Source organism: Rhodopila sp. (assembly GCF_965277165.1).
Classification (GTDB): Bacteria; Pseudomonadota; Alphaproteobacteria; order Acetobacterales; family Acetobacteraceae; genus Rhodopila.
Map to the genome: position 1 here is coordinate 1,108,014 of NZ_CBDICE010000005.1, position 25,332 is coordinate 1,133,345.

The following is a 25,332-nucleotide window of genomic DNA, read 5'->3' on the forward strand; positions in this document are numbered from 1 at the left end:
CACACTAGCGACGCGCCTTTCACTACTGCCAACTAACCGGCGCCAACTAACCGGCTTGTTCGGGCGGCCGGCGCCCGACGGTGACCGGAACTTGAATTTCGTGTCCCTGACGCCGGATGGTCAGCCGCACGCCGTTGCCCGGGGGCACCACCGCGACGGCACGGATCAACCCGCGAGAGCTGTCGATCTTATCGCCGTTAACCGCGACAACGATATCGCCGGCTCGGATTCCGGCCTTGGCGGCCGGTCCGCTGCGTTCGAGACTGGCGATGGTCACGCCGTCGTCGCGGTCTTCCACCGAAACGCCAAGCCAGCCGCGAGCGATGGAGCCGGTGGTCAGAAGCTGGGTCACGGTGCGGCTGACCGCCTGGCTGGGGATGGCGAAGCCGATGCCGACCGAGGCGCCGGTGGGTGAGACAATCACCGAACTGACGCCGATCACCTGGCCTTGCATGTTGAACACCGGGCCACCTGAGTTGCCGGGATTGATCGGGGCGTCCAACTGCAGGAAATTATCGAACGGACCGGAACCGAGGTCTCGGCCCTCGGCCGAGATGATGCCGACGGAGACTGATCCGCCGAGGCCAAACGGGTTGCCGGCGGCGATGATCCAGTCGCCGACTTCGGCCCGGCGGGAGTCGCCCCAGGTCACGGCGGGCAGCGGTTCGGCGCTTTTCACCTTGATCACGGCGACATCGGTCAGTTCGTCGCGGCCAATCACGGTGGCCGGCAGACGGCGGCCATCGGTCAGCGAGACGATGATCTTGTCGGCGTGATCGACTACGTGATTGTTGGTGACGATGATGCCGGAGGGATCGATGATGAAGCCCGATCCGGCGCCGGCCACTTGCTCACGTCGGTTGCCGAAGCGGCGGCGGAACTCCCGGCCCAGCGGGGTGTCGCGCAATTCCGGCGGCAATTGGCTGAGCATGTCGCCGCCGGAAACGGTTTCGGTGACGGCGATGTTCACCACCGCCGGCAGCACCTTCTTCACCAAGGGGGAGAAGCTCTGCGGCGCGGCACGGGCAATGGCGGATTGCGGTGTGCAACCGGCCGATGACAGCGCCAGACCCAGCACACCGCATTGCAACAACCGCTGCCAATGCACTGGACGCCAGTGCACCGGGCGCCAGGGAATCGGGCGCCCGGGAATCGAGCGCCAGGGCATCGGGCGCCCGGGCATCGACTTCCAACGCATCGATTTCCAACGCGTCGGTTGCCAACCCTGCGGTTGCCAGCGCATCGGGATCGGCCGGACGGGATGGGAAGCGGCTGGCATGGTCAGAGGTGGCACTCCGGGACGTCGGCTGGTATCAGCAACCACATGGCACGGCGCCGAGGCTGTAACAAGAATCCGTGCGGCTGGTTCATGGATCAGTTTTCAGTTGGTTCGGCGCCGTCTTGCGGCCAGTGATGCTTGGGATAGCGTCCGCGCATGTCGCGCCTGGCATCCGCCCAGGCGCCTTTCCAGAATTTGCCGAGGTCGGCGGTAACCGCAATCGGGCGTCCGGCGGGGGACAGCAGCGCCAAACGCAGCGGGACCCGGCCGCCGGCCAGGACCGGGGTGGTCGCCAGGCCATAGAATGCCTGCGCCCTGGCCGAGGCCAGCGGCGGCGAGCCGGTGTAGTCGATCGCCGCGCGGCCGGCCGGAAGCGGCAGTTGCGTCGGCAACTCGCGGTCCAGGCGTGCCAGCAGGTGGCGTGGCAATCGGTCGGTCAGCATGGCGTGCAGGTCGAGTTTCTCCAGGTCTGACAAGCGGGTGATATTCGACAAATATGGCGGCAACCAGTCTTGGGCAGTGGCTTTCAGGGCGGCGTCATCGATGTCCGGCCAGCCGGCGTCGGTTTCAATTTGCCGCATCAGGGCGACCCGAACCTGGAGCTGACGGCTGGCGTCGGTCCACGGCAGCGGGCGCAGGTCGCGTTCGGCGGTGACGGCGGCGAGGGTCTGGGCGATCCGCGCCGGGTCACCTTGTTCCATCCGGTCCGACAGAATCAGCGCGCCCAGGCGGCGGCGACGCCGGGCCAGCACCGTTCCGGCCACCGGATCGAAGCTGGATTCCACCTGTTCGGTTACCCGCGCGGCAAGCGCGGCGGGCAGTGCGTCAGGGTCGAGCGTGGCCGCCAGGCGGATGCGCGACGCGGTCTTCAGTTCCAGCGACGCGGCGACCAGCAGCCCGGCCTTGGCGAGCGGGTCGGTGATCGGCAGCCGCGCGCTGCCGCCGCCGGACAGGCGAAACGACCCTGGTTCGCCGCGGCGTTGGGCGATGCGGTCGGGGAACCCCGCGGCGAGCAACGGCCCAGGCTGGCCGGCGGCTGGCGCGCCGGAGGCAAGGCCGATGCGACGGCGATACTGGCCGGCGGTCTGGCGAATGCGGTTCAGCGCGCCGCGATCGGCGGTGGGGTCGCCATGTGCGATGGCGGCGAGGCGACTGGCGATGTCGGCTGAGCTGCCCGCCGCGGCGTGCTGGGCGCGCAGCGGGTCGCGCTCTTCCAGCAAGGCGGCGAGGTCGGCGGCCAGGGCGGCCTGTTCGACTCCGGCGGCGGCCAGCATCATGGCGGCAAGCCGTGGGTGGGCGCCGATCCGCAGCATGGCGCGGCCGGCTTGGGTGATGCGGTCCTGCTCGTCGAGCGCGCCGAGGTCCTTGAGTAGCGTGGCGGCGGCGGCCAAGGCGCCGGCTGGCGGCTGGTCCTGGAACGCGAGGTCGACGGGGGCGGTGCCCCAGCCGGCGCATTCCAGCACCAGGGCGGAGAGTTCGGCTTCTAGGATTTCCGGGCGGTCGAAGGCGGGGAGGCCTCGGTGCAGAGCGGGGGACCAGACGCGGATGGCGATGCCCGGGGCCTCGCGCCCGGCGCGTCCGGCGCGCTGGTCGGCGGCGGCGCGCGAGACGCGTACGGTGGCCAGGCGGGTCAGGCCGGTTGCCGGGTCGAGCCTGGGGGAGCGCCGCCAGCCGCCGTCCACGACGATGCGAACGCCGGGGACGGTGAGCGAGGTTTCGGCGATCGAGGTCGCCAGCACGACGCGGCGGGTCTCGCCCTGGCGCAGGGCGCGGTCCTGGTCCTTGGTGGGAAGGTCGCCGTGCAGCGGCAGGACCTCGGCGCCGATGCCCTCGAGCGCGGATTGGGTGCGGCGGATTTCGGCCATGCCCGGCAGGAATGCGAGGATGTCGCCTGGGTGTTCGGCCAGCGCGGCGCGGATCGCGCGGGCCGTGGCGTCGGGCAGCTCACGGATGTGGGCGATGTCGCGCGGCTGGTGCTTGACCGTGACCGGGAACCTCCGGCCGCTGCTTTCGATCACTTCGGCCGCCATCAGTGCGGACAGCCGTCCGCCGTCGGGGGTGGCCGACATCGCCAGCAGCCGCAGGTCCGGGCGCAGCATGCGCTGCAGGTCGAGGCAGAGGGCAAGGCCGAGGTCGGAGTCCAGCGAGCGTTCATGGATCTCGTCCAGGATCACCGCGGCGACGTCTTCCAGCCCGGGATCGGATTGCAGGCGGCGCAGCAACAGGCCCTCGGTGATGACCTCGACGCGGGTTTCGGCCGACCCGGCGCCGTCGAGGCGGGTGCGGTAGCCGATGGTGCGGCCAAGCGGCTGGTCCAGCAGGAACGCCATGCGGGTCGCGGCGGCCCGGGTGGCGAGGCGGCGCGGCTCCAGCATCAAGATGCGGCGATCGCCGCGCCACGGCGCGTCGAGCAGGGCGAGCGGAACCAGCGTGGTTTTTCCGGCGCCGGGCGGGGCCACCACGAGGACGTTGCGCCCGGCGCTCAGGGCGGCGTCAAGGCGGGGGAGAGCATCGGTGACAGGCAGATCGAGGTCGGGCACGGCGACGGGTCATAGCCCGTCGCCGGCGTCTCGTCATGGGCTGGGCTGGGCTGGGCTGGGCTGGGCGTGGAGTACTTCCGTTGGGGGTCGCACAGCGTAGAGGCGCAACTGTTTCGTTAAACCTGCCGCATGTCGGTCGTTGCCGCGAAAGTCGTTGCCGCGAAACCGGTCCAAAGCTTCGGCGTCAAGCCAGCGGCCATTGCCGGAGCGCATTTCAGCGTTTTCCGGGTGCAATTTGGACGCTCTTCGCGATAGCGCGCTATTTATGGAAGATCATCAAACGTCCACCTCCTCCACCGTCTTCGCACGCTCCTGGATGAAGGCGAAGCGCAGCTCCGGGCGCCGGCCCATCAGGCTCTCGACCAGGTCGTTGGTGGCGGCCCGCTGCTCCGGGATCGCCATCACCTTCAGCAGCGTCCGCCGGGCGGGATCCATCGTGGTTTCCTTCAGTTGCGCCGGCGGCATCTCGCCGAGGCCCTTGAAGCGGCTGACCTCCACCTTGGTGCCCGGCTTGAACGCCCGGCGCATCTTCTGCTCGCGGTCGGCGTCGTCCATCGCATAGATCGACTTGGCGCCCTGAGTAAGCCGGTAGAGCGGCGGCTGCGCCAGGTAGATATGCCCGTTGCGCACCAGTTCCGGCAGTTCCTTGTAGAAGAACGTCATCAGCAAGGACGCGATATGCGCGCCGTCGACATCGGCGTCGGTCATGATGATCACCCGGCCGTAGCGCAGCTTGGCCCGATCGAAACGGTCACCAACGCCACAGCCAAGCGCCTCGATCAGGTCCTTCAGCTCCTGGTTCTGCCGCAGCTTGTCGGCCGACGCACTGGCGACATTCAGGATCTTGCCGCGCAACGGCAGCACCGCCTGGGTTTCCCGGTTGCGGGCCTGTTTCGCCGACCCGCCCGCCGAGTCGCCCTCGACCAGGAAAATCTCGGTCTCGGCCGCGTTCTCCCGCGTGCAGTCGGTCAGCTTGCCCGGCAGCCGCAGCCGCCGGGTCGGCGATTTGCGCGCGGTGTCCTTGGATTCCTTGCGCCGGATGCGGTCCTCGGCACGCTCGATCACGAATGCCAGCAGATTGTCGGCCGACGCCGGATCGCCGGCCAGGAAATGGTCGAACCGGTCGCGCAACGCGCCTTCTACCAATCGGGAGGCCTCGGCGCTGGTCAGCTTCTCCTTGGTCTGGCCTTGGAACTGCGGGTCGCGCAGGAACAGCGACAGTTTTGCCGCCACCGGGTCCAGCACATCGTCGGCGATGATCTGTGCCGCCCGCTTGTTGCCGCGGTGCTCGCCCCAGGCGCGCAGTCCCTTCACCAGCGCGGCTCGGAACCCGGCCTCGTGGGTGCCGCCCTGCACCGTCGGCACGGTGTTGCAGTAGGAGTGCAGGAACCCATCGCCCTGCTCCAGCCAGACCACCGCCCATTCCACCTTGCCGGTCGCTTCGCCCGGCAGCGCCGCCTCGCCGGCCCAGATTTGCGGCAGCACCTTGCCCAGTTCACCGATGTCGGCGGCCAGGCTGTCGCGCAGGCCGCCGGGGAAGTGCAGCACCGCTTCGGCCGGCACATCCTCCTTGCCGCCTTTCAGCAGCGCGGCCGCGCAGGTCCAGCGGATCTCGACGCCGCGGAACAAATAGGCCTTCGAGCGACACAGCCGGTACAGCCGGCTGGGGATGAACGCCAGGGCGCCGAAGATCTCCGGGTCCGGGCGGAACCGGATGGTGGTGCCACGGCGGTTGTGCACCGGCCCGGCATTGATCAGCTTGCCGAGCGGCTTGCCCTGGGCATAGGACTGCTTCCACAGCACTCGGTCGCGGGCGACCTCGACCTCCATCTGCGCCGACAACGCGTTGACCACCGAACTGCCGACGCCGTGCAGGCCGCCCGACGTGGCGTATGCCTTGCCGCCGAACTTGCCGCCCGAATGCAGCGTGGTGAGGATCACCTCCAGCGCACTCAAGGTCTTGAACCGAGGATGCGGATCGACCGGTATGCCGCGGCCGTTGTCGCGCACCGTCAGCCAGTTGCCGTCCTCGAAGGACACTTCGATGAAGCTGGCATGGCCGGCCACTGCCTCATCCATCGCGTTGTCGAGGATTTCCGCCGCCAGATGGTGCAGGGCGGCCTCGTCGGTGCCGCCGATGTACATGCCTGGGCGTCGGCGCACCGGTTCGAGCCCCTCCAGAACCTCGATGTCCTTGGCGGAGTAGTCCGAGTCGTCGCGGGTTGGCGGGGGAAGGCGCTTCGCCGCCTCGGCTTGTTTTGGCTGGGCGGCAGGCTGGGCGCCGCGTTGGGCGCCGCGCTGGGCGTCCCGCTGGGCAAGCGGCTTTGGTCCAGACTTTTCGGACCCGGATCCGAACAGATCGTTCATGCTGTGTTCCCAAATCTCCGTCGCACCCTACATGGCAGCCTCCGGCTTCGGCAACCGTCATTGTGCCGTTTGGCATCGGTTGGAAATCCCGATGACGTCAATCGCGCTCGACCGCCAGGCGTCTGGCTCAAACATGATTCCATCGCCGGTCGGCGACTGCCGCGCCGCGATCCTCACGCTTCGCACACAAGCCGAACGTATCGCCCGCCGGCCAAGGCCAGCAGGCGAGACGCTCGGCATCACGACTGACCGGTCCCGCGCCGCCGCCAAACCGGCAGCGGCACCCTAGCCGGTGACGGCCTATTTTTGCGCCGGAAGCCGTTTGCCTCCAGGCCCGACCAGTCCGGGGTAAGGCGCCTTGAAGCGATAGACCACGCCGGTCACCGCGCCCTCCATGTAGATGTATTGGTTGTTCGGACCGCCGAATGAGAAATTGGTCGCCGCGGCATCCCCGTTCGGCAGCGGCACATAGCCAAGGATGACGCCGCGCGGGTCGTATTCGATGATCCCGCCGATACCCAGCATCGCCCAAAGGTCACCGTGCACGTCGTAATGGATGCCGTCGGGGCCGCCGTTGCCGGGATTGAAGCTGCCCGAGGTGGCGAACGAGAAGGTCTGGTGCTCCGGATCGTTGGCGCACTGCGTGCATGCTGCGTTCGGCCCGCTCAGGAAGGAGTAGTACAGCATTCGATTGGCGGCGTAATCGGCGACCGCGAGCGTTTTGTCATCCGGCGAGACGGCGATGCCGTTGGGGAACTGGCCGGTGGAAATAATCCGCCGCAGCACGCCGCTGGTGGAATACTGATAAACCGCGCCAGCTCGGTCGGCGGCGTCCGGTCCGGCCCCGGTGCCCCATGGATCGGTGAAGTAAAGATTGCCCTCGGCATCGAAGTCGAGGTCGTTTGGTCCCTTGAACAACTGGTTGCGATAGGTGGTGACCAGCGGGCTCAGTTTCTTGGTCTGTGGGTCCCAGACCATGATGCCGAGATGGCGCGAGGTCAGGTACAACTTGCCGTCGTGCCATCGCGTTCCCTGCGGCTCGCAGGCGAAGCCGACCGAGGCCGGCGGGTTGCAGTTGAACCCCGGGACGAGCTTGCCCTGCGGCGTCAGATAGGAAATCCATCCACTGCCGATGGCGACGAACCAGAAATTGCCGGCATCGTCGAACGAGCCGCCCTCCAGGAACTTGCCCTGCGGCGTGTCATGGATGTCGGCGAACTGCGAAACCGGCCCGATGCCGGGGGGCGGTGGAGGCAGGCCCCAGGGTTGTACCGCCTCGCCCGGCGGCGTGCCCGTCATCGGGGCCGCGCCCCCCCCGGTCGGCGTCGTGGGCGTGCCAGCTTGGGTCTGCGCTGCGGGGGTTTGGCCCGGCTGGGTTTGGGCTGACGCGGCGCCGGGCGACGCCACGCCGGCCACGAAGCCCAGCGCAATAGCATAAGCGACGTTGCTGAATTTCTGCATCATGGTTGGTTCCTCCTTGATCCCCGCGGCGCCGATTTCTTTCGGTCGGCCTTGATCGATCCGCGGCGGCGGAACAGCACTGACGGCATCAGGATTCACTGTCAATCGTGATGCCGCCTGGCCATCAACAGCGATCTGAAGACCCACCGACACTTCAGTCGCCGCCGAACCGTCGTGGCGTGCGCGTCGGACCAATCCGTCCTATATGAACGCCATGAGCGACACCTCACGCATGGCCTCGGTCGGCGCGCTGCTCGGTGATCCGGCCCGGGCCAACATCCTGAACGCGTTGATGGATGGCCGAGCGCTGACCGCCAAGGAACTTGCGTATGCGGCGCACGTCTCGGCGCCGACCGCGAGCGGCCATCTCGCCCGGCTGACCGATGCCAGCCTGCTGACGGTGGAAAGCCAGGGCCGCCATCGCTATTTCCGCCTAGCCTCGCCGCTGGTCGGGCAGATGCTGGAGAGCGTCATGGCGGTCGCCGGCCCGGCACCCAGGCGCACCGCCTGGCGCGGCGGTGACGCGCTGCGCACCGCGCGCACCTGCTACGACCACTTGGCCGGCCGCCTTGGCGTCGCGCTGGCCGATTCACTCACCGCCGCCGGCCACGTCACGTTGTCCGGCGATGGCGGCGAGGTCACCGATCGGGGGCACGCTTTCTTGGCCGAATTCGGCGCCGAACCACCCGGCGGCAAGCGCGTTTTCTGCCGCCCTTGCCTGGACTGGAGCGAACGCCGCCCGCACATTGCCGGACGCGTGGGCGCGGCGCTGGCCTCGCGCTGCCTGCAACTCGGCTGGATCGCGCCGCAGCGAGATTCCCGCGCGGTCAGCATCACTGCCGCCGGCTCGCTTGGCTTCGCCGAGCGGTTCGGTATTGACCTGATGGATTGAAAGCAGATGGGGGGGCTTCTGTTGCCCGGTGCCCCCCCGAACCGCGCCTATCGCTTATGCAGCGACGGCGAGCGCCTCGTTATCGTTGGCACTTGTGATTTGACCCGATAACGGCGGTATCATGCCGGGCAAAAGATGAGTCTTTACCACGCGTGTCGAGCCTGTTTCGCCCCCATTGGACCGCGACACGGTGAGGATACCGCATCTTGGATAAATGGTGGAGGCGCCGGGCACTGCCCCCGGGTCCACAACGATTATTCCACGCATCGTTTATCGCCATAGTCAGCAAGCTGACAGCCTTCATTTAAGCCACCCGAGGCCGCCGTTCAAGCCATTTGCGGCAGATCATGCGCACAATGCGTTGCTCGCCGTCCGGCCAAGGTCCGCTGTCCGGCGCAACAACCGTGTGGAGAGAACAGTCAAACGACCGCGGCAGTGGCATTGCAAAGCGCATCAAATGATGCTCACCTCGCGCTTATAAGCCGCGAGGCTTGACCATGCGCACCACACTCGCGCTCGACGACGATCTGCTCACCCAGGCTCAAAGCCTCACCGGCCTCAAGGAGAAATCCAGCCTGGTCCGCGAGGCCCTGAAAGCTCTGATCGAACGCGAAAGCGCGCGGCGCCTGGCCCGCCTGGGCGGCAGCGAAACCGGCCTGATCACACCGCCCAGGCGACGGACGCCCGCCGCTTGACCCTGCCATATGAGTTTGGCCGTATGACCTCGTCCGCATGACCTTGGCCGCGTGATCCTGGTGGATACCTCGATCTGGATCGATCATCTGCGGTCCGGCGACAAACGGTTGGGCGAGCTGCTCGATGCCGCCGCGGTTCTGGTGCATCCGTTCGTGATCGGTGAAATTGCCCTGGTCCAGCTTGGTCAACGCAACATCGTGCTGCAAGCCCTGGCGGCGTTGCCCATGGCCACGTCGGCAACCGATGCCGAGGTCATGGGCTTCATCGATCATCATGTCCTGTTCGGGCGTGGCATCGGCTACGTTGATGCCCACCTGCTCGCCGCCACCCGATTGACCCCGGATGCGACGCTCTGGACCAACGATCGGAGGTTGCGCAAGCTCGCCGGCGACCTCGGCCTGGATGGGGCATGCTGAACCCAGCCGCGCTGCTGGAGCGGACCCGACCACCCTTTAGGACCACGTCTCAAGGTCCACGCCCCCCAAGGATCACGCCCCCAAGGATCACGACATGACCGAAGACCTCCTCTACCAGCGGCGCGACGGCATCGGACACATCACGCTCAATCGTCCGCAGGCCCGCAATGCGATGACCTTCCCGATGTATGAGCAACTGGCCGAGATCGCGGCCGATCCGGGCGAGGTGCGTGTCCTGATCATCACCGGTGCCGGCGACAAGGCCTTCGCCGCCGGCACCGACATCAACCAGTTCCGCGCCTTCACCGGCGCCGATGATGCCATGCACTACGAAGCTCGCATCGACCGCGTACTCACCACGATCGAGCGCTGCCCGGTTCCCACCATCGCCGCCATCGCCGGCGCCTGCACCGGAGGCGGCGCAGCCATCGCGGTGTCCTGCGATCTTCGCATCGCTTCCGCCACCGCCCGGTTCGGCTTCCCGATCGCCCGCACGCTGGGCAATTGTCTGTCGATCGGCAACCTCGCCCGGCTGTCCGCGCTGATTGGCCCGGCCCGGGTGATCGAGATGATTTTCACTGCCCGGCTATACTCCGCCGACGACGCGTTAGCCGCCGGCCTGGTGACCGAGGTGCTCGCCGACCACGCCGCGCTGCTCGCCAGGGCCGCGGACCTCGCCACGCTGCTCGCCGGCCACGCGCCGCTGACCATGCGGGCAACCCGAGAGGCGCTGCGCCGGTTGCGCGACAATCTGCCGGCCGACGACGATCTGATCCGGCTGTGCTACACCAGCCGGGACTTCAAGGAAGGCATGGACGCCTTCCTGACCAAACGGCCGGCTTCCTGGGCCGGCGTCTGACCGACCCGCGTCTGATGGACATGTGACAGGGCGGTTGCTAGAAGCCGGCTGTTTCCGGCGCTTCGACCGGTCCGGCTTCCTTTGCAGCGGTCGTGCTCATGAAGATCCTCGCCTGCAACAGCAATCGTCCGCTGGCCGATGCCGTTGCCGACATCCTCGGCCTGAAGCTCACCAAAGCCTCGATCCGGCGCTTCGCCGATATGGAGGTGTTCGTCGAAATCCAGGAAAACGTCCGCGGCGAGGACGTTTTCGTCATCCAACCGACCTCCTTTCCGGCCAATGACAACCTGATGGAGTTGCTGGTCACGCTGGACGCGCTGCGCCGGTCCTCGGCCCGGCGGATCACCGCGGTGGTGCCGTATTTCGGCTATGCAAGGCAGGACCGCAAGACCGCCTCGCGGTCGCCGATTTCGGCCAAGCTGGTCGCCAACCTGATCACCGAGGCCGGCGCCAACCGGGTGCTGACCATGGACCTGCACGCCGCCCAGATCCAGGGATTTTTCGACATTCCGGTGGACAACCTCTACGCCGAGCCGCTGTTCAGCCGTGACATCCAGGACCGCTATCAAGGCCGCGACGTGATGATCGTGTCGCCCGACGTCGGCGGCGTGGTGCGGGCCAGGGCGATCGCCAACCGGTTGAACTGCGACCTGGCGATCATCGACAAACGCCGCGAACGCGCCGGCCATTCCGAGGTGATGAACGTCATCGGCGACGTCGTCGATCGTGATTGCATCCTGGTCGACGACCTGGTCGACTCCGGGGGAACCCACTGCAATGCGGCGGATGCGTTGATCAAGCGCGGCGCCAGGTCGGCTGGGGCCTATGTCACCCACGGCGTGCTGTCCGGCGCGGCGGTGGCCCGCATCGCAACCTCGGCCATCGAGATGATGACCATCACCGACTCGATCCTGGCAACCGACGAAGTCAAGCGCTGCGACAATATCCGCGAGTTGACCATCGCCCCGCTGCTGGCCGAAGCCATGCGTCGAATCAGCGACGAAAGCTCGGTCAGTTCGCTGTTCGACTGATCAAGCCCACCCCGATGGCCTGACGACGGAAAGCGCCTCTTCATCGCCGACAGGAAGCGATTTGATACCGGGCGACGAGGCGGCGGCCAGTCCGCCGCGGCAGAAGCTGACTGGTCGATCTCGAGCCGCGGAAAGCCAACGATATCGTAGGTGGCCGAGGCGATGCCGATCCCCGCCAGGTCCAACTGGTCGACGATCTGACGACTCATCGCGTCCTTCGCGCCGCGGATATGATGCGTGCCGACGATGAAGCGCAGCGTCAATTCCAACCAGTTATCGGTGATGCGGTAAAACACCCACGGGTGCAGCTCGATTGGCTCGATGCCGAAGCGTCCTTGCAGACCCTGCCGTGCTTCGGTCGGCATGCCATCCGGATCGACCGCACCTGAACACGCAACCCGGGACACGCGACAAAGCGCTGAGCAAACCTGCCCCTGCTTGCCTTCGACGACGCCCCTGCTTCGAACGACAATTTCCAACGCCGACGCCGCGACCTCAGATGCATTCGGTTCAAGCACTATTGCGTTTGTTCGTGTTTTGGGCCAGGAGCTCGAGATCCAGTGTTGGTTTGCCCTAGACGAACAACAGCATGAACGGCATGTTCGGCGCTAACCGACCACCCCAGTCAGGCGATTGCCAGTCAGGCGATTGATTGAGGCGCTTGTTTGTCTGCCGGGCGGTTACATCTCAACCCTCGAAGACCACCAGGAAGCACGAGCCATGGATCACATCATCGGCCAGTCCGCCCCCGGTGGCGGCACCACGACCGCCACCGCGGCCAACATGATCAGCAACGGTGACCAGAAGACCTTCATGCAGGACGTGATCGAGGCCTCCCGCACGATCCCGGTCCTGGTCGATTTCTGGGCGACCTGGTGCGGCCCCTGCAAACAGCTGACCCCAACCCTGGAAAAGGTCACCAAGGCGGCGGGCGGCCGGATCAAGCTGGTGAAGATCGATATCGACCAGAACCAGCAACTGGTCCGCCAACTCGCCCAGCTTGGCCTGCCGATGCAGTCGGTGCCGACCGTCGCCGCCTTCTGGCAAGGCCAGATCGCCGACATCTTCCAGGGCGCGCAGCCGGAATCCGAGGTCAAGCGCTTCGTCGAGGCTCTGCTGAAGTCAACCGGCGGTTCGATGCCCACCGCCGACCTGCTGTCCGAGGCCAAGGCTGCGCTCGAGCAGGGCGACGCTCAGCAGGCCGGCGAGCTGTTCAGCGCGCTGCTTGCCGAAGAGCCCGAGAACGGCGACGCCTGGGGCGGTCTGATCCGAGCCCTGATGGCGATGGACCAGGAACAGGCGGCCGAGGAAACCCTGGCGCAGGTGCCGGAGAAAATCACCGACCACGCCGAGGTCGCCGGCGCCCGCAGCGCGCTTTTGCTGGCACGCGAGGGACGCGCGGCGAAGGATCAGTTGCAATCGCTGCAGGCCCGACTGGCCGCCGACCCGGCCGACCATCAGGCGCGCTACGACCTCGCCACCGCGCTGAACGCGATGAATGAACGCGAACAGGCCGCCGATGCACTGCTTGACATCATCCGCCGCGCCCGCACCTGGAATGAGGATGCGGCCCGGATGCAGTTGCTGAAGTTCTTCGAGGCGTGGGGTTTCGACGACCCCGCCACCGCCGCTGCCCGCCGGCGCTTGTCCGCGCTGTTGTTTAGCTGAATGGCATTTTGGAGGTGACGTTTCCCTGAATGGCGGCCTTTCATCCCCAGTTCGAGGACTTGCCCAAGGAATTCGCGGTCTTCCCGCTGAGCGGGGTGTTGATGCTGCCGCGCGGCAAACTGCCGCTGAATATTTTCGAGCGCCGTTACCTGGCGATGGTGATGGATTCGCTGGCAACCGGACGCATGTTCGGCATGATCCAGCCCGATCCGCACGCCCCCGCGCCTGAGGCCGGCCGCGGGGGTTCGGATGAACCGGGGCTGTATCGTGTCGGCTGCCTGGGGCGGGTGTCCTCGTTCAGCGAGACAGATGACGGCCGCCTGCTGGTCACGCTGACCGGGATGGTCCGCTTCACGGTTGAGGCCGAGCTCGCCGGGCATCGCGGATACCGCCGTGTGCGCGGCGATTTTTCTCGTTATTTCAACGACATGGACATGGACATGGCCTTGGCGACGGCCGAGATCGAGCGAGAGAAACTGCTGACCGCCTTGCGCGGCTATTTTGCCCGCCGCAATGTCGATGCCAACTGGGACGCCATCCGCGATCTGTCCGACGATGGGTTGATCGTCACCCTGTCGATGGCCTGCCCGTTCGAGGCGGTCGAAAAACAGGCGTTGCTGGAGGCGCCGACCGACACCGACCGCGCGGCGACGCTGCTGGCGCTGCTGCAGATGGGCGCCGCCGGCCCCGACGCCCCACCGGGCCATTCGGTGAGCTAAATCCGCAAGCGAGAACCACGATGACCGAATCCATCCCCTCCGTCGCGCCCCCCTTCGTCGCCCCTCCCTCGGTGGCGCCGCTGTCACCCGCCATCGATCCCCGCCTGCTCGAGGTTCTGGTCTGCCCGCTCACCAAAGCGCCGTTGGAATATGACCGTGCTGCCAATGAACTGATCAGCCGCAAAGCCGGCCTGGCCTACCCGATCCGCGACGGTATTCCGATCATGCTGCCGGAAGAGGCGCGCAAGCTGGAGCCATAATGCCGCCGCCGACCGAAATCCGCCTGGACCGCGCGGCACGGGTGCTGCATGTGTCGTTCGAAGATGGAACCCGTTACGCACTGCCGGCCGAATACCTGCGGGTCGAGAGCCCCAGCGCCGAGGTCCAGGGCCACCACCCCGGGCAGAAGCAAACCGTCGCCGGACGGCGCCATGTCGGCATCATCGCCGTCGAACCGGTGGGCCACTACGCGGTCCGGCTGGTGTTCGACGATCTGCACGATACAGGGATCTTCTCTTGGGATTATCTGGCCGAACTCGGCGGTGAACAGGACCGGCGCTGGGCCGGTTACCTCGATGCGCTCGCCGCGCGGGGGCTGTCGCGGGACCCGGGATAGGCCGGCCCGGGGAATCAACACCCACGCACGGGCCGGGGCCAATCCCCGCTCGCGTTTTCCAGCCAGGCTCGCTCGATGCCGCCCCGAACGCGCGGCCTGACCGCCGCCGAACAGGCACTCTGGGCGAACTACGCCAGCCAGATCGCGCCGTTACGCAGTGGGGCACGCCGGCGGCCAACGCCCACGTCCTCGGAACCGGCCGCCCCGGCGCCTGCCGCCTTCAATCCGCCACGGCCGCCAGTCGCCACGCAGGCTTCAAAGCCGCGAATGATGGCGTCCCCGCTGACCGTCGGCACCCACCCCGGCGGCATCGACAGCGCGACCTGGCAACGCTTCCGGTCCGGCAAGCTGGCCGTGGCCCGCACCCTGGACCTGCACGGCATGACCACCCAGCGAGCCTTCCACGCCCTGGTGGGGTTTCTGCGCAGCGCCCACGCCGACCGCCTGCGCTGTGTCGAGGTGGTGACCGGGCGCGGCAGCGGCGAGACCGGCGGGGTGATCCGCCGCGAATTTCCGCACTGGCTCAACCTGCCGGAAGTCCGCCCGCTGATCCTCGGGGCAGCGCACCCGCATGTACTCAATCCCGGGTCGGTGCGACTGATTCTGCGGCGCATCCGATGACCCCTTTCGGCGCCCGGTTGCGCGCCTTGCGGGCCGACCGCGGCGTGACGCTGACCCATCTGGCCCAGGCGCTGCAGGTTTCCCCTGCCTACCTGTCCGCCCTGGAACACGGCAAACGCGGTGCCCCAAGTGCCGGGTTGGTGCATCAGGTCAACGAGTATTTCGGGCTGATCTGGGACGAGGCCGAGGACCTGTCCCGCCTGGCTCGGTTATCGAACCCGAGAGTGACGGTCAATACCGCCGGACTGACTCCGGAGCAGACCGCCCTGGCCAACCGCATGGCCCAGATCATTCACCGCCTGCCGCCCGAGACCGTCGCCGCGCTGCATGCGATCCTCGACACCACCACACCGCAACCAAAGCCGCGACTGCGCCGCCCCGCGCCGTCCCGCACCGGCGACCGACCAGGGTCGGATTGATAACCACTAGCTCTTGATTTTGTGGGCCGATTCAGCCGACCGCATGGGGTGCTTCTGTCGGGATTGGACCACTATGCCGCCTCGGCACGCCGCCGCAGCAGATAACGCTGCCGCCCCTCCAGCACCAATTCCCGCCGCTGATTGTGCACCGTGGTCTTCAACCCGAGGACTCCGGTCGTTCGATTGCCGCTCAACTCATCGATCTCGAGCGCCGGATAGACGGTATCACCGGCAAACACCGGCTTCAGGAACTTACTGGATTGTTCGATGAAGCCGACCAGCGATTCCTCCACCATGAAGGGAAACAACCCGGCACCGGGGGCAGTCTGCGCCAGCGACTGCAGCCCATGCGCCAGCAGCCCCGGCATGTTCCGAGCGCGGCAGTATTCGGCATCATAATGGATCGGGTGGTTGTCGCCGCTGGCCGCCTGGAAGGCCAGGAACACCGCCTCGGTCATGGTTCGGCTGGGCAGCAGGAAGCGCTCACCGATGTGGAAATCCTCGAACCAGCGCTGTTCCGCGATCATCCGATGTCGCGCCGGATCGAACCCGCTCATGCCGCGTGCGCCGCCCGCATCGCGGCGATCCGCTGGGCGGTGAAACCAAGCTCGGTCAGCACCTGATCGGTGTGCTGACCGACCCGCGGCACGTCGCCCATCGCCGCCTCGTGGTCGGTGAAGGTGACCGGCGGCAGCAGCGCCCGGACGCGGCCGGCTTCAGTGCCGATCTCACGCCATCTGTCGCGCGCGGCAAACTGAACGTGGTTCCAGGCGTCGATCGGGTCATTCAGCCGCCCGTTGGCGATCCCCGCCTGATCCAGCAAGGCCGAGACCTCGACGGAACTCTTGTCGCTGAAAAAATCCTCGATCAGCGCGGTCAGTGCCTCCCGGTTCGCCCGCCTCCGGGCCATGTCGGCAAACAGCGGATCGGTCCGCACCTCCGTCCGGCCCAGCACCTTGTCGCAGAACGTCGCCCATTCGCGTTCGTTTTGCAGACCCATGATCACCTGACCGTCTTTCGTCCGGTGCGCGCCATACGGAGCGATCGCCGGATGGCTGGTCGGCATCCGCGGTTGAGCCGACCCGGCGTAGGCGTGCCGCAGCATCGGATAGGTCATCCACTCAGCCACCGCATCGAGCATGGCGATCTTGACGTTTGACCCCTCGCCGGTGCGGCTGCGTCGCAGCAGGGCGGACAGGATGCCGGTCATCGCATACATCCCGGTCGCGATGTCGGCGATCGAGATGCCGACGCGTGACGGCTCGTCTTCCGTCCCGGTCACGCTGATCAGGCCCGATTCAGCCTGGATCAGCAGATCGTACGCCTTCTTGCGCACGAACGGTCCGCTCTCGCCGTAGCCGGATATATCGCACACCACCAGCTTCGGGTTGGTCGCTTTCAACGCCGCATGCGTCAGCCCCAACCGCGCCGCTGCGCCGGGCGCAAGGTTCTGCACCAGCACATCGGCGCCCGCGATCAGCGCGTCCATCGCTGCCCGGCCATCGTCTTGCTTGATATCGAGCGTGACGCTGCGCTTGCCGCGGTTGAGCCAGATGAAGATGCTGCTTATGCCATCGACATAGTCGTCGTAGGCACGCGCGAAGTCGCCATCGCCCGGGCGTTCGATCTTGATCACCTCGGCGCCGAGATCGACCAGATGTCGGGTGCAGAGCGGCCCCGCGACCGCGTGTTCCAGCGCGATCACGCGCATGCCTTCCATCGGGCGCATCCGGCGATTTCCTTTTGGCTGCCTTGGGTGGCGAACAAAGCGCCGCTGCGCGGCAGTGTCAAAATCCAGGAGGCGAAGCGCGAGGTTCAGGTAGATCCCGAACAGACGGAAGGCCCCGGAACGAATTCCGAGGCCTTCCCATTGTTTGTGTGCGTCCGTTGCCGGACCGGAGCGTTCTACGCCGACGTCTGTACGCCGGCGATCCAGGTCTGGGCGATGGAAGCCACGGAACAATGAGACACTGGATCACCTCCTTTCAGTTGCTGCTACGACCGTTATACTCTGCGCCTGATTCGCACGCCTTGGCAAGACAATCAGCACGGAGCCAATCCATGATCCACGGCACCCATCGCTATCCGCCCATGGACCGCGTCATCTACGGCGTCCCGCTCGCCGAGGCACTTGCCGAGGAAGTCAGCCGGCTCGACGCAAAAGCCGTTTACGTCATGGCCAGCGGCACGCTCAACCGCGAAACCGACGTCATCGAGACCGTCCGCCGCGTGCTTGGCAACCGGCTGGCCGGCGTGTGCGCCAGGATCGGCGCCCATACCCCGCGCACCGATGTGGTGGCGGCGGCGAATGAGGCCCGAGCGGCCAACGCCGACCTGCTGCTGACCGTCGGCGGCGGATCGGTTACCGACGCCGCCAAGATGGTCGGGCTTTGCCTTAGCAACGACGTCGCTGCGCCGGAACGATTGGACCGATTCCGCGCGGTCATCACCGCTGACGGCAAGACCGAGCGCCCGCCGTCGCGGCCGCCGCTGGTCCGCTCGGTCGATGTGCCGACAACGCTTTCGGCCGGCGAGTTCACCGCATTCGCCGGCTGCACCGACACCGCCCGCAACGTCAAGGAAAGCTTCGGCCACCCGCTGATGATGCCGCTTGCGGTGATCCTTGATCCCGCGGTCACCGTCCACACCCCGGAATGGCTGTTCCTGTCCACCGGCATCCGCGCGGTGGACCACGCGGTGGAGGATCTGTGCTCGATCAACCCGACACCGTTCTCCGACGGGGCGTCGTTGCAAGCGTTACGATTGCTCGCCGCCGGACTGCCGGCGGTCAAGGCCGATGCGGCCGACCTCGACGCGCGGCTGAACTGCCAGCTTGGGTCGTGGATGTCGATCATGGGATCGCAGAACGGCGTCGCCAAGGGCGCCAGCCACGGCATCGGCCATGTCCTGGGCGGCGCCGCGCACGTGCCGCACGGCTACACGTCCTGCGTGATGCTGCCGCACGTGCTGCGGTTCAATCAGCCGGTCAACGGCGAACGGCAGAAATGGGTCAGCGAGGCGCTGGGACACAAGGACAAGGCAGCGGGTGAGGCGGTGGCCGAACTGATCGCCTTGCTTGGCCTTCCGGCCACGCTGCGCGACGTGGGCGTGAAGCCCGAACAACTCGACGCCATTGCTTCGGGGTCGATGCACGACCGCTGGGTACACACCAACCCGCGAAAGATCGATGGAGCACCAGCGGTGCGCGCCTTGCTCGACGCCGCCTGGTAGGGCCGCCTTGTTCCCGGGTGGCCGGCCGACGCCTGTCGTGACACACTGGTTCGGCCATCCAGGAGACCCCCGCTTTGACCTACCTCATCCCCAATTCGGTGCAGGCGCGCGACATCGCAAGCATCGTGCATCCGCAGACCAATCTTGCCAGCCATATTGAGCAAGGCCCGATGGTTATCGGCTCCGGCCAGGGCTGCTATGTCACCGACGACAACGGCGTCCGTTATCTCGATACCGCTGCTGGGCTGTGGTGCGCCTCGCTGGGCTATGCCTCGGAACGGCTCGCCAAGGTCGCCTATGAGCAGATGCGCAAGCTGGGCTACTACCACTTGTATCGCGGCGCCACCCACGAGGCCGGCGTCGATCTGGCGGAAAAGCTGCTCTCGATCGCGCCGCTGCCGATGAGCAAGGTGCTGTTCCAATGCTCCGGGTCGGAAGCCAACGATACGGCGTTGAAACTTGTTTGGTACTACCACCACGCCATCGGCAAACCGGAGAAACGCAAGATCATCGGCCGGCGCATGGCCTATCACGGCAGCACCTCGGCCTCGATCAGCGCATCCGGCAAGCCCGATATGCACGCCGATTTCGGCCTGCCATTCCCCGGCTTCCTGCACAGCGAATATCCGCACTACTACCGTCACCACAGTGAGGGCGAGTCGGAAGAGCAGTTTGCCACCCGGATGGCCGATGCGCTGGATACGTTGATCCTGCGCGAAGGGCCGGAGACCTGTGCCGCGTTCATTGCCGAACCGGTGATGGGTGCCGGGGGTGGGCTGACCCCACCGCGGACCTATTGGGACAAGATCCAGGCGGTGATCCGCAAACACGACATGCTGTTCATCGCCGACGAGGTGATCTGCGGGTTCGGCCGCACCGGCAACATGTGGGGCAGCCAGACCTATGACCTGAAGCCCGACATGATCTCCTGCGCCAAGGCGCTGTCGGCGGGGATGCAGCCGATCTCGGCACTGCTGGTCAATCAGCGCGTGTTCGAGGCGATGCTGGATGAAAGCCGCAAGCTGGGCAACTTCGCGCACGGCTTCACCTACGCCGGCCACCCGGTGACCACCGCGGTGGCGATGGAGACGTTGCGTATCTACGAAGAGACCGACATGCTGGGCCACGTCCGGCGCGTCGGTCCCTATCTGCAGCAAAAACTCGCGGCACTGGGCGAGCATCCGCTGGTCGGCGAGGTGCGTGGTGTCGGGCTGCTGACCGGAATCGAACTGGTGGCCGACAAGACTACCCGGAGCCTGTTCGATCCGAGCCGCGGTGTGGGTGCCATGGTCGACCGCCGCGCCCGCAGCCACGGCCTGATCACCCGCTTCGTCGGCGACCGGATCGCGTTCTCTCCGCCGTTGATCATAACCGAGGCGGAGATTGACGAAGCGGTGGCGCGCACCACCAGGGCGTTGGACGACACCTTGGCCGAGATCGGGTCGTAAGCGGACGGGAACAGCGCCGCGTCATGGCGTGGCGACGAACAACTGGCCGGTCGAGAACGAAATCCAGATCCGCCGCCCGGCCAGCCAGTCCGCCCCCAGCAGCATGTCGACGATCGGGGTCAAATGAATCGGTGCCACCCAGATCAGCGGCCGCTCGATGCTCTCGTTGCCGACCCGCAGCGAGCCGAACCGGTGTTCATGCATCGTCACCGCGCGCGGCCCCAGCCCGCTAGCCTCGGCGGCCGGGTCATCGGCGAAACTTGCCTGGCGCAATCCAAGGCGGAACAACCCGGGCGCGCCGATCAGGCTGGCGCTGGCACCGGAATCCAGCACCGCGCGCAGCTTCGTGCCGTCCACCGCCACCGGCACGATCAGGGCGTCCTGCGCCTCCAGCGTCAGCGGGATCGCGGCATAGCCGCCCTGCCACGGCAGGAACCGCCCGGCGCAATCATGCACCCGATACAGCGTCAGGCGACGCCCCGGCACATCGAGGTCCAGATCGAACAGCGACAGGAAATCGCGCCCCAGCATGCCGTCGATCAACAGCGTGCCGATCCGGGTGCGCGGAATGACCCCCACCGTCAGGCTGGTATCGTGCGTCAGCGTCCGGCGAACCAGGGGAATGCCGCCGAGGGTCAGGCTGCGAGGGTCGGCGTTGGGCCGGCTCTCGATGCCGCCAATTCCGCTCATTGTGGTGCCGATCCAGGCATCCCTTGCCAACCCAAGGCGCCGCGCCGCCGCTTCGCTGACAATCGAGCGCTGCGCACCGGTGTCCACCACGAAGGTGGCGGCGATGCCGTTCACCTCCACCGCGACGGTGATCGCACCATCCGTGACGATCAGCGGGACGCTGGCGGTCTTGTCGACCACACAGGCCGCCTGCGCCGTCGGCAACGCCAGCAGCCAGGCCAAAACCACAAGGATGCCGGCTTTCACTCTCGGGGTATGATCGGGCGGGTTATGATCGGGCGGGTTATGATCGGGCGGGTTATGATCGGGCAAGTCGGCCCGCGAGCGAGCGCCGCATCATCCACGATACTGCCGAGCCATGACCGGCCAGCGGCTTGGGTCGGCCACCCAGGTCTCGCACTTGGAACCACTGCGGTCGCGGGTAGCCGCAACGCAGCGACCATACCAACGCTCACTCCGCTGCCCGATGGGTCATCCTCGCCGGCGCCTTGGCAGCGGCCTTCTTCTTCCCGGTTGCGGCCTTCTTCTTGGCCGTCGCGGCACGGGCCGGCTTCTTTGCCACCGCCTGCTTCGGCTTGGCCGTCCCGGCCGCCGCCTCGGTCACCGATGCCTCGGCCGCAGCACCCTTCGCAGCCGACCGATCGGCCGCCTTGGAACCCGCCCGACCGCCCTTGCGGCCAGCCGCGCCGCGCGGCTTCAGCGCCTTGCCCTTCTCCGCCAGCAGCGCCACCGCCTGATCCAGGGTAATATCGTCCATCGCCAACCCACGCGGCAGGTTGGCAACCATCTTGGCGTGCTGGACATACGGACCGAAGCGGCCCTTGCGCACGCTGACCAGCTCGCGGTCCGCCGGGTGCGGCCCGATCGTGCGCACGCTGGCCAGCTTCTTGGCCAGCAGATCGACCGCCCGGTTCAGCCCCAGCGCCAGAACGTCGTCGTCGCGGTCCAGCGACCCGAACACCGCGCCCATCTTCACATACGGTCCGAACCGCCCGATTCCGGCCTCGATTTTCTCCTTGGTTTCCGGATGCAGCCCGATCTCGCGCGGCAACGCCAAAAGCCCCAGTGCCTGCTCCAGCGTCAGGTTCTCGCCGTCCATGCCGCGCGCCAACGAGGTGCGTCTTGGACGCAGCTTCTTGTCCTCGGAGGTCTCGCCCTGCTGCACGTACAGACCGTACGGCCCGCGCCGGACGGTGATCTCCTCACCGGAATCGGGATGATGGCCGAGCGAGCGCATGCCCTCCTTCAGGGTCTCGCCGCCGTCTTCGCCGACGTCGATCGCCAGCCGGCGGGTATACTGGCAGGTGGGATAATTCGAGCAGCCGATGAAGCTGCCATAGCGCCCCAGCTTCAGCCCCAGCCGCCCGGTGCCGCAGGCGGCGCAGACCCGGGGGTCGGAACCATCCTCTCGCGCCGGAAAGAAGTGCGGACCCAGATCCTGGTCCAGCGCGTTGATCACGTCGCTGATCTTCAACTCGCGGGTCTGCTCGACCGCTTTGGAAAATTCCTCCCAGAACGCATGCATCACCGTCCGCCATTCGAGCTGGCCGGCGGAGATCTCGTCGAGTTTTTCCTCCAGCCCGGCGGTGAAGCCGGTGTCGACGTAGTGCTCGAAGAAGCTGATCAGGAACGCGGTCACCAGCCGGCCGCGATCCTCCGGCACGAACCGCCGCTTATCCAGCTTGACGTAGTTGCGGTCCTGCAGCACCGACAGGATCGAGGCGTAGGTCGATGGCCGCCCGATCCCCAGTTCCTCCATCTTCTTCACCAGGCTGGCTTCCGAATAGCGCGGCGGCGGCTGGGTGAAATGCTGGCTGGCGTCCACCTTCTGGCGCTTCAGCGGATCGCGCTCGCTCATCGGCGGCAGCATGCGGTTGTCGTCTTCGTCCGGCGCGCCTTCGGCCTTGTCGTCGGTGTCTTCGCGGTACAGCTTAAGAAATCCGTCGAACGCCACGATCGAGCCCGTGGCGCGCAATTTTAGTCCCTTGTTGTCGGTGACATCGACGCTGACCTGGTCCAGTTCGGCGGACTGCATCTGCGAGGCCACCGCGCGCTTCCAGACCAACTCATACAGCCGGCGTTGATCGAAGTCCAGGCCGCGCGCCACGGAGTCCGGCGTGCGGGTCACATCGGTCGGGCGAATCGCCTCGTGGGCTTCCTGCGCGTTCTTTGCCTTGCTGGTGTACTCGCGCGGCGCGGCGGGCAGGTAATTGGCGCCGAAGCTGGACTTGACGTGGTCGCGGATGCCGTGCACCGCTTCCTGCGCCATCTGCACGCCGTCGGTGCGCATATAGGTGATCAGGCCGGTGGTCTCGCCGTCGATATCGACGCCTTCATACAGGCCTTGCGCCAGCCGCATGGTCTGCTGGGCGCCGAAACCCAGCTTGCGTGAGGCTTCCTGCTGCAGCGTCGATGTGGTGAACGGCGGCGGTGGGTTGCGCTTGACCCGCCTGCGCTCGACCGCGCCAACGCTGAAGCTGCCGGCCTCGACCGCGGCCTTGGCGGCCAGCGCCAGGGTCTCGGTGTTGAGGTCGAACTGGTCGAGCCGCTTGCCGTTCAGATGGGTCAGCCGGGCGGTGAACGGGGCGCCGGCGGGGGTGATGAACAGCGCCTCGATCGACCAGTATTCGCGGGCGCGGAACACCTCGATCTCGGCTTCGCGGTCGCAGATCAGGCGCAGCGCGACCGACTGGACGCGCCCGGCGCTGCGGCTGCCGGGCAGCTTGCGCCAGAGTACCGGGGACAGGGTGAACCCCACCAGGTAATCCAGCGCGCGGCGGGCCATATAGGCCTCGATCAGCGGCTGATCCAGCTCCCTGGGGTGCTCGATGGCGTAGCGGACGGCGTTGCGGGTGATCTCATTGAAGCTGATGCGGTGCACGGCGACACCCTTCAGCGCCTTCTTGTCGGCCAGCATGGCGCGCACGTGCCATGAAATCGCCTCGCCCTCGCGATCGGGGTCGGTCGCCAGGTATAGCGTCTTGGCGCCTTTCAGCGCCTTGGCGATGGCGCCGACCTGCTTGTCGCCGCGCGCGTCGGACTCCCAGTCCATCGCGAAATCCTGATCCGGGCGCACGCTGCCATCCTTCGGCGGCAGGTCGCGGACGTGCCCGAAGCTGGCAAGCACCGTGTAGCCGCCACCCAGGTAGCGATTGATGGTCTTGGCCTTGGCCGGGGATTCGACAACGACGACGTCTGACATTGAACGGTGCGGTATCCTACTCGATTGCGTCCGGCAAGAGCGCCACGCGGCTGCCAGCAAGCGTCTCTACACGCCCGGCGAGCTCAAGTTCCAGTAGAACCGCCATTGTAACCGCCGGCGTCAAGTGGCAATGCCGCACCAGATCGTCAACCATGGTCGGTTCCGGCGACAGCAGCGACAGCACCTGCCGGCGCGCCTCGGGGGGCGGTTCGGCGCCGGCCGGAGGGGCGGGAAAGGTCGGATCCGGTTCGCCGAAGCGGCGGGTGCGCGGCTGTGGCGGGCCGGGTTCGGCCGGCAGGTTGTCCAGCACATCGGCGGCGGTTTCCACTAGGATCGCGCCCTGGCGGATCAGGTCGTTGCCGCCGCGGGCGCGTGGATCGAGCGGCGATCCGGGCACCGCGAACACCTCACGGCCGGTTTCCTGGGCGATCTGGGCGGTGATCAGGCTGCCCGAGCGCAAGGCCGCCTCGACCACCACGACGCCCAACGACAGGCCGGCGATGATGCGGTTGCGGCGCGGGAAATGGCGGCCTTGCGGTTCGGTGCCGAACGCCGCCTCGGTGACCAGCAGGTCGGTTTCGCCGATCCGACGATGCAGTTCGGCGTTTTCCGGCGGGTATGGCTGGTCGATGCCGCCGGCGATCACCGCGATGGTGCGCCCCGTTCGCATCGCGCCGCGATGCGCCGAGGTGTCGACGCCGCGCGCCAGACCCGACACCACGACCATGCTCGCCGCCAGGTCCGCCGCCAGGGTTTCCGCCATCCGCTGACCATTGGCCGACGCGTTGCGGCCACCCACCGCCGCGATACAGCGTAGTCCGGCCAGTCCAGCGTCGCCCTTCATGATGAGGCACGGCGGCGCGTCGTCCAATAGCGCCAGAAGGTGCGGATAGTCCGGATCGGCCAGGAACACCATGCGAGCCCCGATCGCGTACGTGCGCTCGAGTTCAGCGGCCGCCTCGGAACCGGACGGAATCGTCGGCGGGGCTGAACGCCCGCCAGCTCGGGCGAGCCGGGGCAGCGCCGCCAGCGCGGCAGCCGGCGTGTGATAGCGGTCAAGCAGCCGGCGATAGGTGACGGGTCCGACGCCCTCGGTGCGGATCAGCCGCAGGTGGTCGATCTGGTCAGTCCAGGTTGGCATGGCGGCGGCGTCCCATGGTGCCGCCGGCGAAGCTGC

General features: G+C 66.9%; 24 protein-coding genes and 1 other RNA gene. 15 read left to right on the forward strand and 10 right to left on the reverse strand.

What is annotated here, in order from left to right; genetic code table 11:
- Nucleotides 1-46: 46 nt before the first annotated feature.
- The 4 genes from ACQY4Y_RS05815 to ACQY4Y_RS05830 form a co-directional block, all read right to left on the reverse strand.
- Complete coding sequence (locus ACQY4Y_RS05815; RefSeq protein WP_428489606.1) at nt 47-1,183, reverse strand: trypsin-like peptidase domain-containing protein; 1,137 nt, start codon at nt 1,181-1,183, stop codon at nt 47-49.
- A gap of 191 nt (nt 1,184-1,374) precedes the next feature.
- Complete coding sequence (gene hrpB / locus ACQY4Y_RS05820; RefSeq protein WP_428489607.1) at nt 1,375-3,819, reverse strand: ATP-dependent helicase HrpB; 2,445 nt, start codon at nt 3,817-3,819, stop codon at nt 1,375-1,377.
- Between the two features lie 276 nt (nt 3,820-4,095).
- Complete coding sequence (gene parE, locus ACQY4Y_RS05825; protein WP_428489608.1) at nt 4,096-6,186, reverse strand: DNA topoisomerase IV subunit B; 2,091 nt, start codon at nt 6,184-6,186, stop codon at nt 4,096-4,098.
- A 300-nt stretch (nt 6,187-6,486) separates the two neighbouring features.
- The gene (locus ACQY4Y_RS05830) at nt 6,487-7,650 is read right to left on the reverse strand and encodes an SMP-30/gluconolactonase/LRE family protein (protein ID WP_428489609.1); all 1,164 of its coding nucleotides are present in this window, start codon (nt 7,648-7,650) and stop codon (nt 6,487-6,489) included.
- Between the two features lie 211 nt (nt 7,651-7,861).
- Between ACQY4Y_RS05830 and ACQY4Y_RS05835 the strand changes: the two genes are divergently transcribed.
- Complete coding sequence (locus tag ACQY4Y_RS05835; protein WP_428489610.1) at nt 7,862-8,539, forward strand: ArsR/SmtB family transcription factor; 678 nt, start codon at nt 7,862-7,864, stop codon at nt 8,537-8,539.
- A gap of 7 nt (nt 8,540-8,546) precedes the next feature.
- On the opposite strand, the gene ssrA is transcribed toward ACQY4Y_RS05835, so the two are convergent.
- Nucleotides 8,547-8,873: a transfer-messenger RNA gene (gene ssrA, locus ACQY4Y_RS05840) on the reverse strand.
- A gap of 163 nt (nt 8,874-9,036) precedes the next feature.
- Here ssrA and ACQY4Y_RS05845 point away from each other — a divergent pair.
- From ACQY4Y_RS05845 to ACQY4Y_RS05895, 11 genes are all read left to right on the forward strand, one after another.
- Nucleotides 9,037-9,234 (forward strand): type II toxin-antitoxin system VapB family antitoxin, encoded by a 198-nt coding sequence (locus ACQY4Y_RS05845; protein ID WP_428489611.1) that lies wholly within the window; start codon nt 9,037-9,039, stop codon nt 9,232-9,234.
- A 51-nt stretch (nt 9,235-9,285) separates the two neighbouring features.
- Nucleotides 9,286-9,651, forward strand: coding sequence for a type II toxin-antitoxin system VapC family toxin (locus ACQY4Y_RS05850; protein WP_428489612.1), 366 nt, complete (start codon nt 9,286-9,288; stop codon nt 9,649-9,651).
- A gap of 94 nt (nt 9,652-9,745) precedes the next feature.
- On the forward strand, nt 9,746-10,510 hold the full coding sequence (locus ACQY4Y_RS05855) for an enoyl-CoA hydratase (RefSeq protein WP_428489613.1): 765 nt from the start codon (nt 9,746-9,748) through the stop codon (nt 10,508-10,510).
- Nucleotides 10,511-10,608: 98 nt separating this feature from the next.
- Nucleotides 10,609-11,541 carry a ribose-phosphate pyrophosphokinase gene (locus tag ACQY4Y_RS05860; RefSeq protein WP_428489614.1) on the forward strand — a complete coding sequence of 311 codons (933 nt, stop codon included), beginning with the start codon at nt 10,609-10,611 and terminating at the stop codon, nt 11,539-11,541.
- Between the two features lie 233 nt (nt 11,542-11,774).
- A complete protein-coding gene (locus ACQY4Y_RS05865) occupies nt 11,775-11,930 on the forward strand; it encodes a hypothetical protein (protein ID WP_428489615.1) in 156 nt (51 codons plus the stop codon).
- Nucleotides 11,931-12,261: 331 nt separating this feature from the next.
- Nucleotides 12,262-13,209 (forward strand): tetratricopeptide repeat protein, encoded by a 948-nt coding sequence (locus ACQY4Y_RS05870; protein ID WP_428489616.1) that lies wholly within the window; start codon nt 12,262-12,264, stop codon nt 13,207-13,209.
- A gap of 29 nt (nt 13,210-13,238) precedes the next feature.
- The gene (locus ACQY4Y_RS05875; RefSeq protein WP_428489617.1) at nt 13,239-13,928 is read left to right on the forward strand and encodes an LON peptidase substrate-binding domain-containing protein; all 690 of its coding nucleotides are present in this window, start codon (nt 13,239-13,241) and stop codon (nt 13,926-13,928) included.
- A 20-nt stretch (nt 13,929-13,948) separates the two neighbouring features.
- On the forward strand, nt 13,949-14,188 hold the full coding sequence (locus ACQY4Y_RS05880; protein WP_428489618.1) for a Trm112 family protein: 240 nt from the start codon (nt 13,949-13,951) through the stop codon (nt 14,186-14,188).
- Nucleotides 14,188-14,544, forward strand: a complete 357-nt coding sequence (locus ACQY4Y_RS05885) for a gamma-butyrobetaine hydroxylase-like domain-containing protein (protein ID WP_428489619.1) — start codon at nt 14,188-14,190, stop codon at nt 14,542-14,544. The genes ACQY4Y_RS05880 and ACQY4Y_RS05885 overlap by 1 nt, the downstream gene beginning before the upstream one ends.
- 75 nt (nt 14,545-14,619) lie before the next feature.
- Nucleotides 14,620-15,165 (forward strand): Smr/MutS family protein, encoded by a 546-nt coding sequence (locus ACQY4Y_RS05890; RefSeq protein ID WP_428489620.1) that lies wholly within the window; start codon nt 14,620-14,622, stop codon nt 15,163-15,165.
- A complete protein-coding gene (locus ACQY4Y_RS05895; RefSeq protein WP_428489621.1) occupies nt 15,162-15,584 on the forward strand; it encodes a helix-turn-helix domain-containing protein in 423 nt (140 codons plus the stop codon). The genes ACQY4Y_RS05890 and ACQY4Y_RS05895 overlap by 4 nt, the downstream gene beginning before the upstream one ends.
- Nucleotides 15,585-15,655: 71 nt before the next feature.
- On the opposite strand, the gene ACQY4Y_RS05900 is transcribed toward ACQY4Y_RS05895, so the two are convergent.
- Both ACQY4Y_RS05900 and ACQY4Y_RS05905 read right to left on the reverse strand, forming a co-directional pair.
- The gene (locus ACQY4Y_RS05900) at nt 15,656-16,141 is read right to left on the reverse strand and encodes a MaoC family dehydratase (RefSeq protein WP_428489622.1); all 486 of its coding nucleotides are present in this window, start codon (nt 16,139-16,141) and stop codon (nt 15,656-15,658) included.
- Nucleotides 16,138-17,313 carry a CaiB/BaiF CoA transferase family protein gene (locus ACQY4Y_RS05905; RefSeq protein WP_428489623.1) on the reverse strand — a complete coding sequence of 392 codons (1,176 nt, stop codon included), beginning with the start codon at nt 17,311-17,313 and terminating at the stop codon, nt 16,138-16,140. The genes ACQY4Y_RS05900 and ACQY4Y_RS05905 overlap by 4 nt, the downstream gene beginning before the upstream one ends.
- Nucleotides 17,314-17,340: 27 nt before the next feature.
- Here ACQY4Y_RS05905 and ACQY4Y_RS05910 point away from each other — a divergent pair, with 27 nt between their 5' ends.
- From ACQY4Y_RS05910 to ACQY4Y_RS05920, 3 genes are all read left to right on the forward strand, one after another.
- Nucleotides 17,341-17,550, forward strand: a complete 210-nt coding sequence (locus ACQY4Y_RS05910) for a hypothetical protein (protein WP_428489624.1) — start codon at nt 17,341-17,343, stop codon at nt 17,548-17,550.
- A gap of 95 nt (nt 17,551-17,645) precedes the next feature.
- The gene (locus tag ACQY4Y_RS05915) at nt 17,646-18,815 is read left to right on the forward strand and encodes an iron-containing alcohol dehydrogenase (RefSeq protein WP_428489625.1); all 1,170 of its coding nucleotides are present in this window, start codon (nt 17,646-17,648) and stop codon (nt 18,813-18,815) included.
- A gap of 74 nt (nt 18,816-18,889) precedes the next feature.
- Nucleotides 18,890-20,263: an aminotransferase gene (locus ACQY4Y_RS05920; RefSeq protein ID WP_428489626.1), complete on the forward strand. Its 1,374-nt coding sequence runs from the start codon at nt 18,890-18,892 to the stop codon at nt 20,261-20,263.
- Between the two features lie 21 nt (nt 20,264-20,284).
- Here the strand turns inward: ACQY4Y_RS05920 and ACQY4Y_RS05925 are convergent, their stop codons facing one another.
- From ACQY4Y_RS05925 to dprA, 3 genes are all read right to left on the reverse strand, one after another.
- Nucleotides 20,285-21,199, reverse strand: a complete 915-nt coding sequence (locus ACQY4Y_RS05925) for a retroviral-like aspartic protease family protein (RefSeq protein WP_428489627.1) — start codon at nt 21,197-21,199, stop codon at nt 20,285-20,287.
- A 205-nt stretch (nt 21,200-21,404) separates the two neighbouring features.
- Nucleotides 21,405-24,155: a type I DNA topoisomerase gene (gene topA, locus ACQY4Y_RS05930; protein ID WP_428489628.1), complete on the reverse strand. Its 2,751-nt coding sequence runs from the start codon at nt 24,153-24,155 to the stop codon at nt 21,405-21,407.
- 16 nt (nt 24,156-24,171) lie between these two features.
- The gene (gene dprA / locus ACQY4Y_RS05935) at nt 24,172-25,296 is read right to left on the reverse strand and encodes a DNA-processing protein DprA (RefSeq protein WP_428489629.1); all 1,125 of its coding nucleotides are present in this window, start codon (nt 25,294-25,296) and stop codon (nt 24,172-24,174) included.
- Nucleotides 25,297-25,332: the final 36 nt, after the last annotated feature.

Coding starts and splice junctions, on each gene's coding strand:
- ACQY4Y_RS05815 (WP_428489606.1), bottom strand. CDS start 1,183: ATGCCCGGGCGCCCGATGCCCTGGCGCTCGATTCCCGGGCGCCCGATT.
- parE (WP_428489608.1), bottom strand. CDS start 6,186: ATGAACGATCTGTTCGGATCCGGGTCCGAAAAGTCTGGACCAAAGCCG.
- ACQY4Y_RS05830 (WP_428489609.1), bottom strand. CDS start 7,650: ATGATGCAGAAATTCAGCAACGTCGCTTATGCTATTGCGCTGGGCTTC.
- ACQY4Y_RS05835 (WP_428489610.1), top strand. CDS start 7,862: ATGAGCGACACCTCACGCATGGCCTCGGTCGGCGCGCTGCTCGGTGAT.
- ACQY4Y_RS05845 (WP_428489611.1), top strand. CDS start 9,037: ATGCGCACCACACTCGCGCTCGACGACGATCTGCTCACCCAGGCTCAA.
- ACQY4Y_RS05855 (WP_428489613.1), top strand. CDS start 9,746: ATGACCGAAGACCTCCTCTACCAGCGGCGCGACGGCATCGGACACATC.
- ACQY4Y_RS05860 (WP_428489614.1), top strand. CDS start 10,609: ATGAAGATCCTCGCCTGCAACAGCAATCGTCCGCTGGCCGATGCCGTT.
- ACQY4Y_RS05865 (WP_428489615.1), top strand. CDS start 11,775: ATGCGTGCCGACGATGAAGCGCAGCGTCAATTCCAACCAGTTATCGGT.
- ACQY4Y_RS05870 (WP_428489616.1), top strand. CDS start 12,262: ATGGATCACATCATCGGCCAGTCCGCCCCCGGTGGCGGCACCACGACC.
- ACQY4Y_RS05875 (WP_428489617.1), top strand. CDS start 13,239: ATGGCGGCCTTTCATCCCCAGTTCGAGGACTTGCCCAAGGAATTCGCG.
- ACQY4Y_RS05880 (WP_428489618.1), top strand. CDS start 13,949: ATGACCGAATCCATCCCCTCCGTCGCGCCCCCCTTCGTCGCCCCTCCC.
- ACQY4Y_RS05885 (WP_428489619.1), top strand. CDS start 14,188: ATGCCGCCGCCGACCGAAATCCGCCTGGACCGCGCGGCACGGGTGCTG.
- ACQY4Y_RS05890 (WP_428489620.1), top strand. CDS start 14,620: ATGCCGCCCCGAACGCGCGGCCTGACCGCCGCCGAACAGGCACTCTGG.
- ACQY4Y_RS05895 (WP_428489621.1), top strand. CDS start 15,162: ATGACCCCTTTCGGCGCCCGGTTGCGCGCCTTGCGGGCCGACCGCGGC.
- ACQY4Y_RS05900 (WP_428489622.1), bottom strand. CDS start 16,141: ATGAGCGGGTTCGATCCGGCGCGACATCGGATGATCGCGGAACAGCGC.
- ACQY4Y_RS05905 (WP_428489623.1), bottom strand. CDS start 17,313: ATGCGCCCGATGGAAGGCATGCGCGTGATCGCGCTGGAACACGCGGTC.
- ACQY4Y_RS05915 (WP_428489625.1), top strand. CDS start 17,646: ATGATCCACGGCACCCATCGCTATCCGCCCATGGACCGCGTCATCTAC.
- topA (WP_428489628.1), bottom strand. CDS start 24,155: ATGTCAGACGTCGTCGTTGTCGAATCCCCGGCCAAGGCCAAGACCATC.
- dprA (WP_428489629.1), bottom strand. CDS start 25,296: ATGCCAACCTGGACTGACCAGATCGACCACCTGCGGCTGATCCGCACC.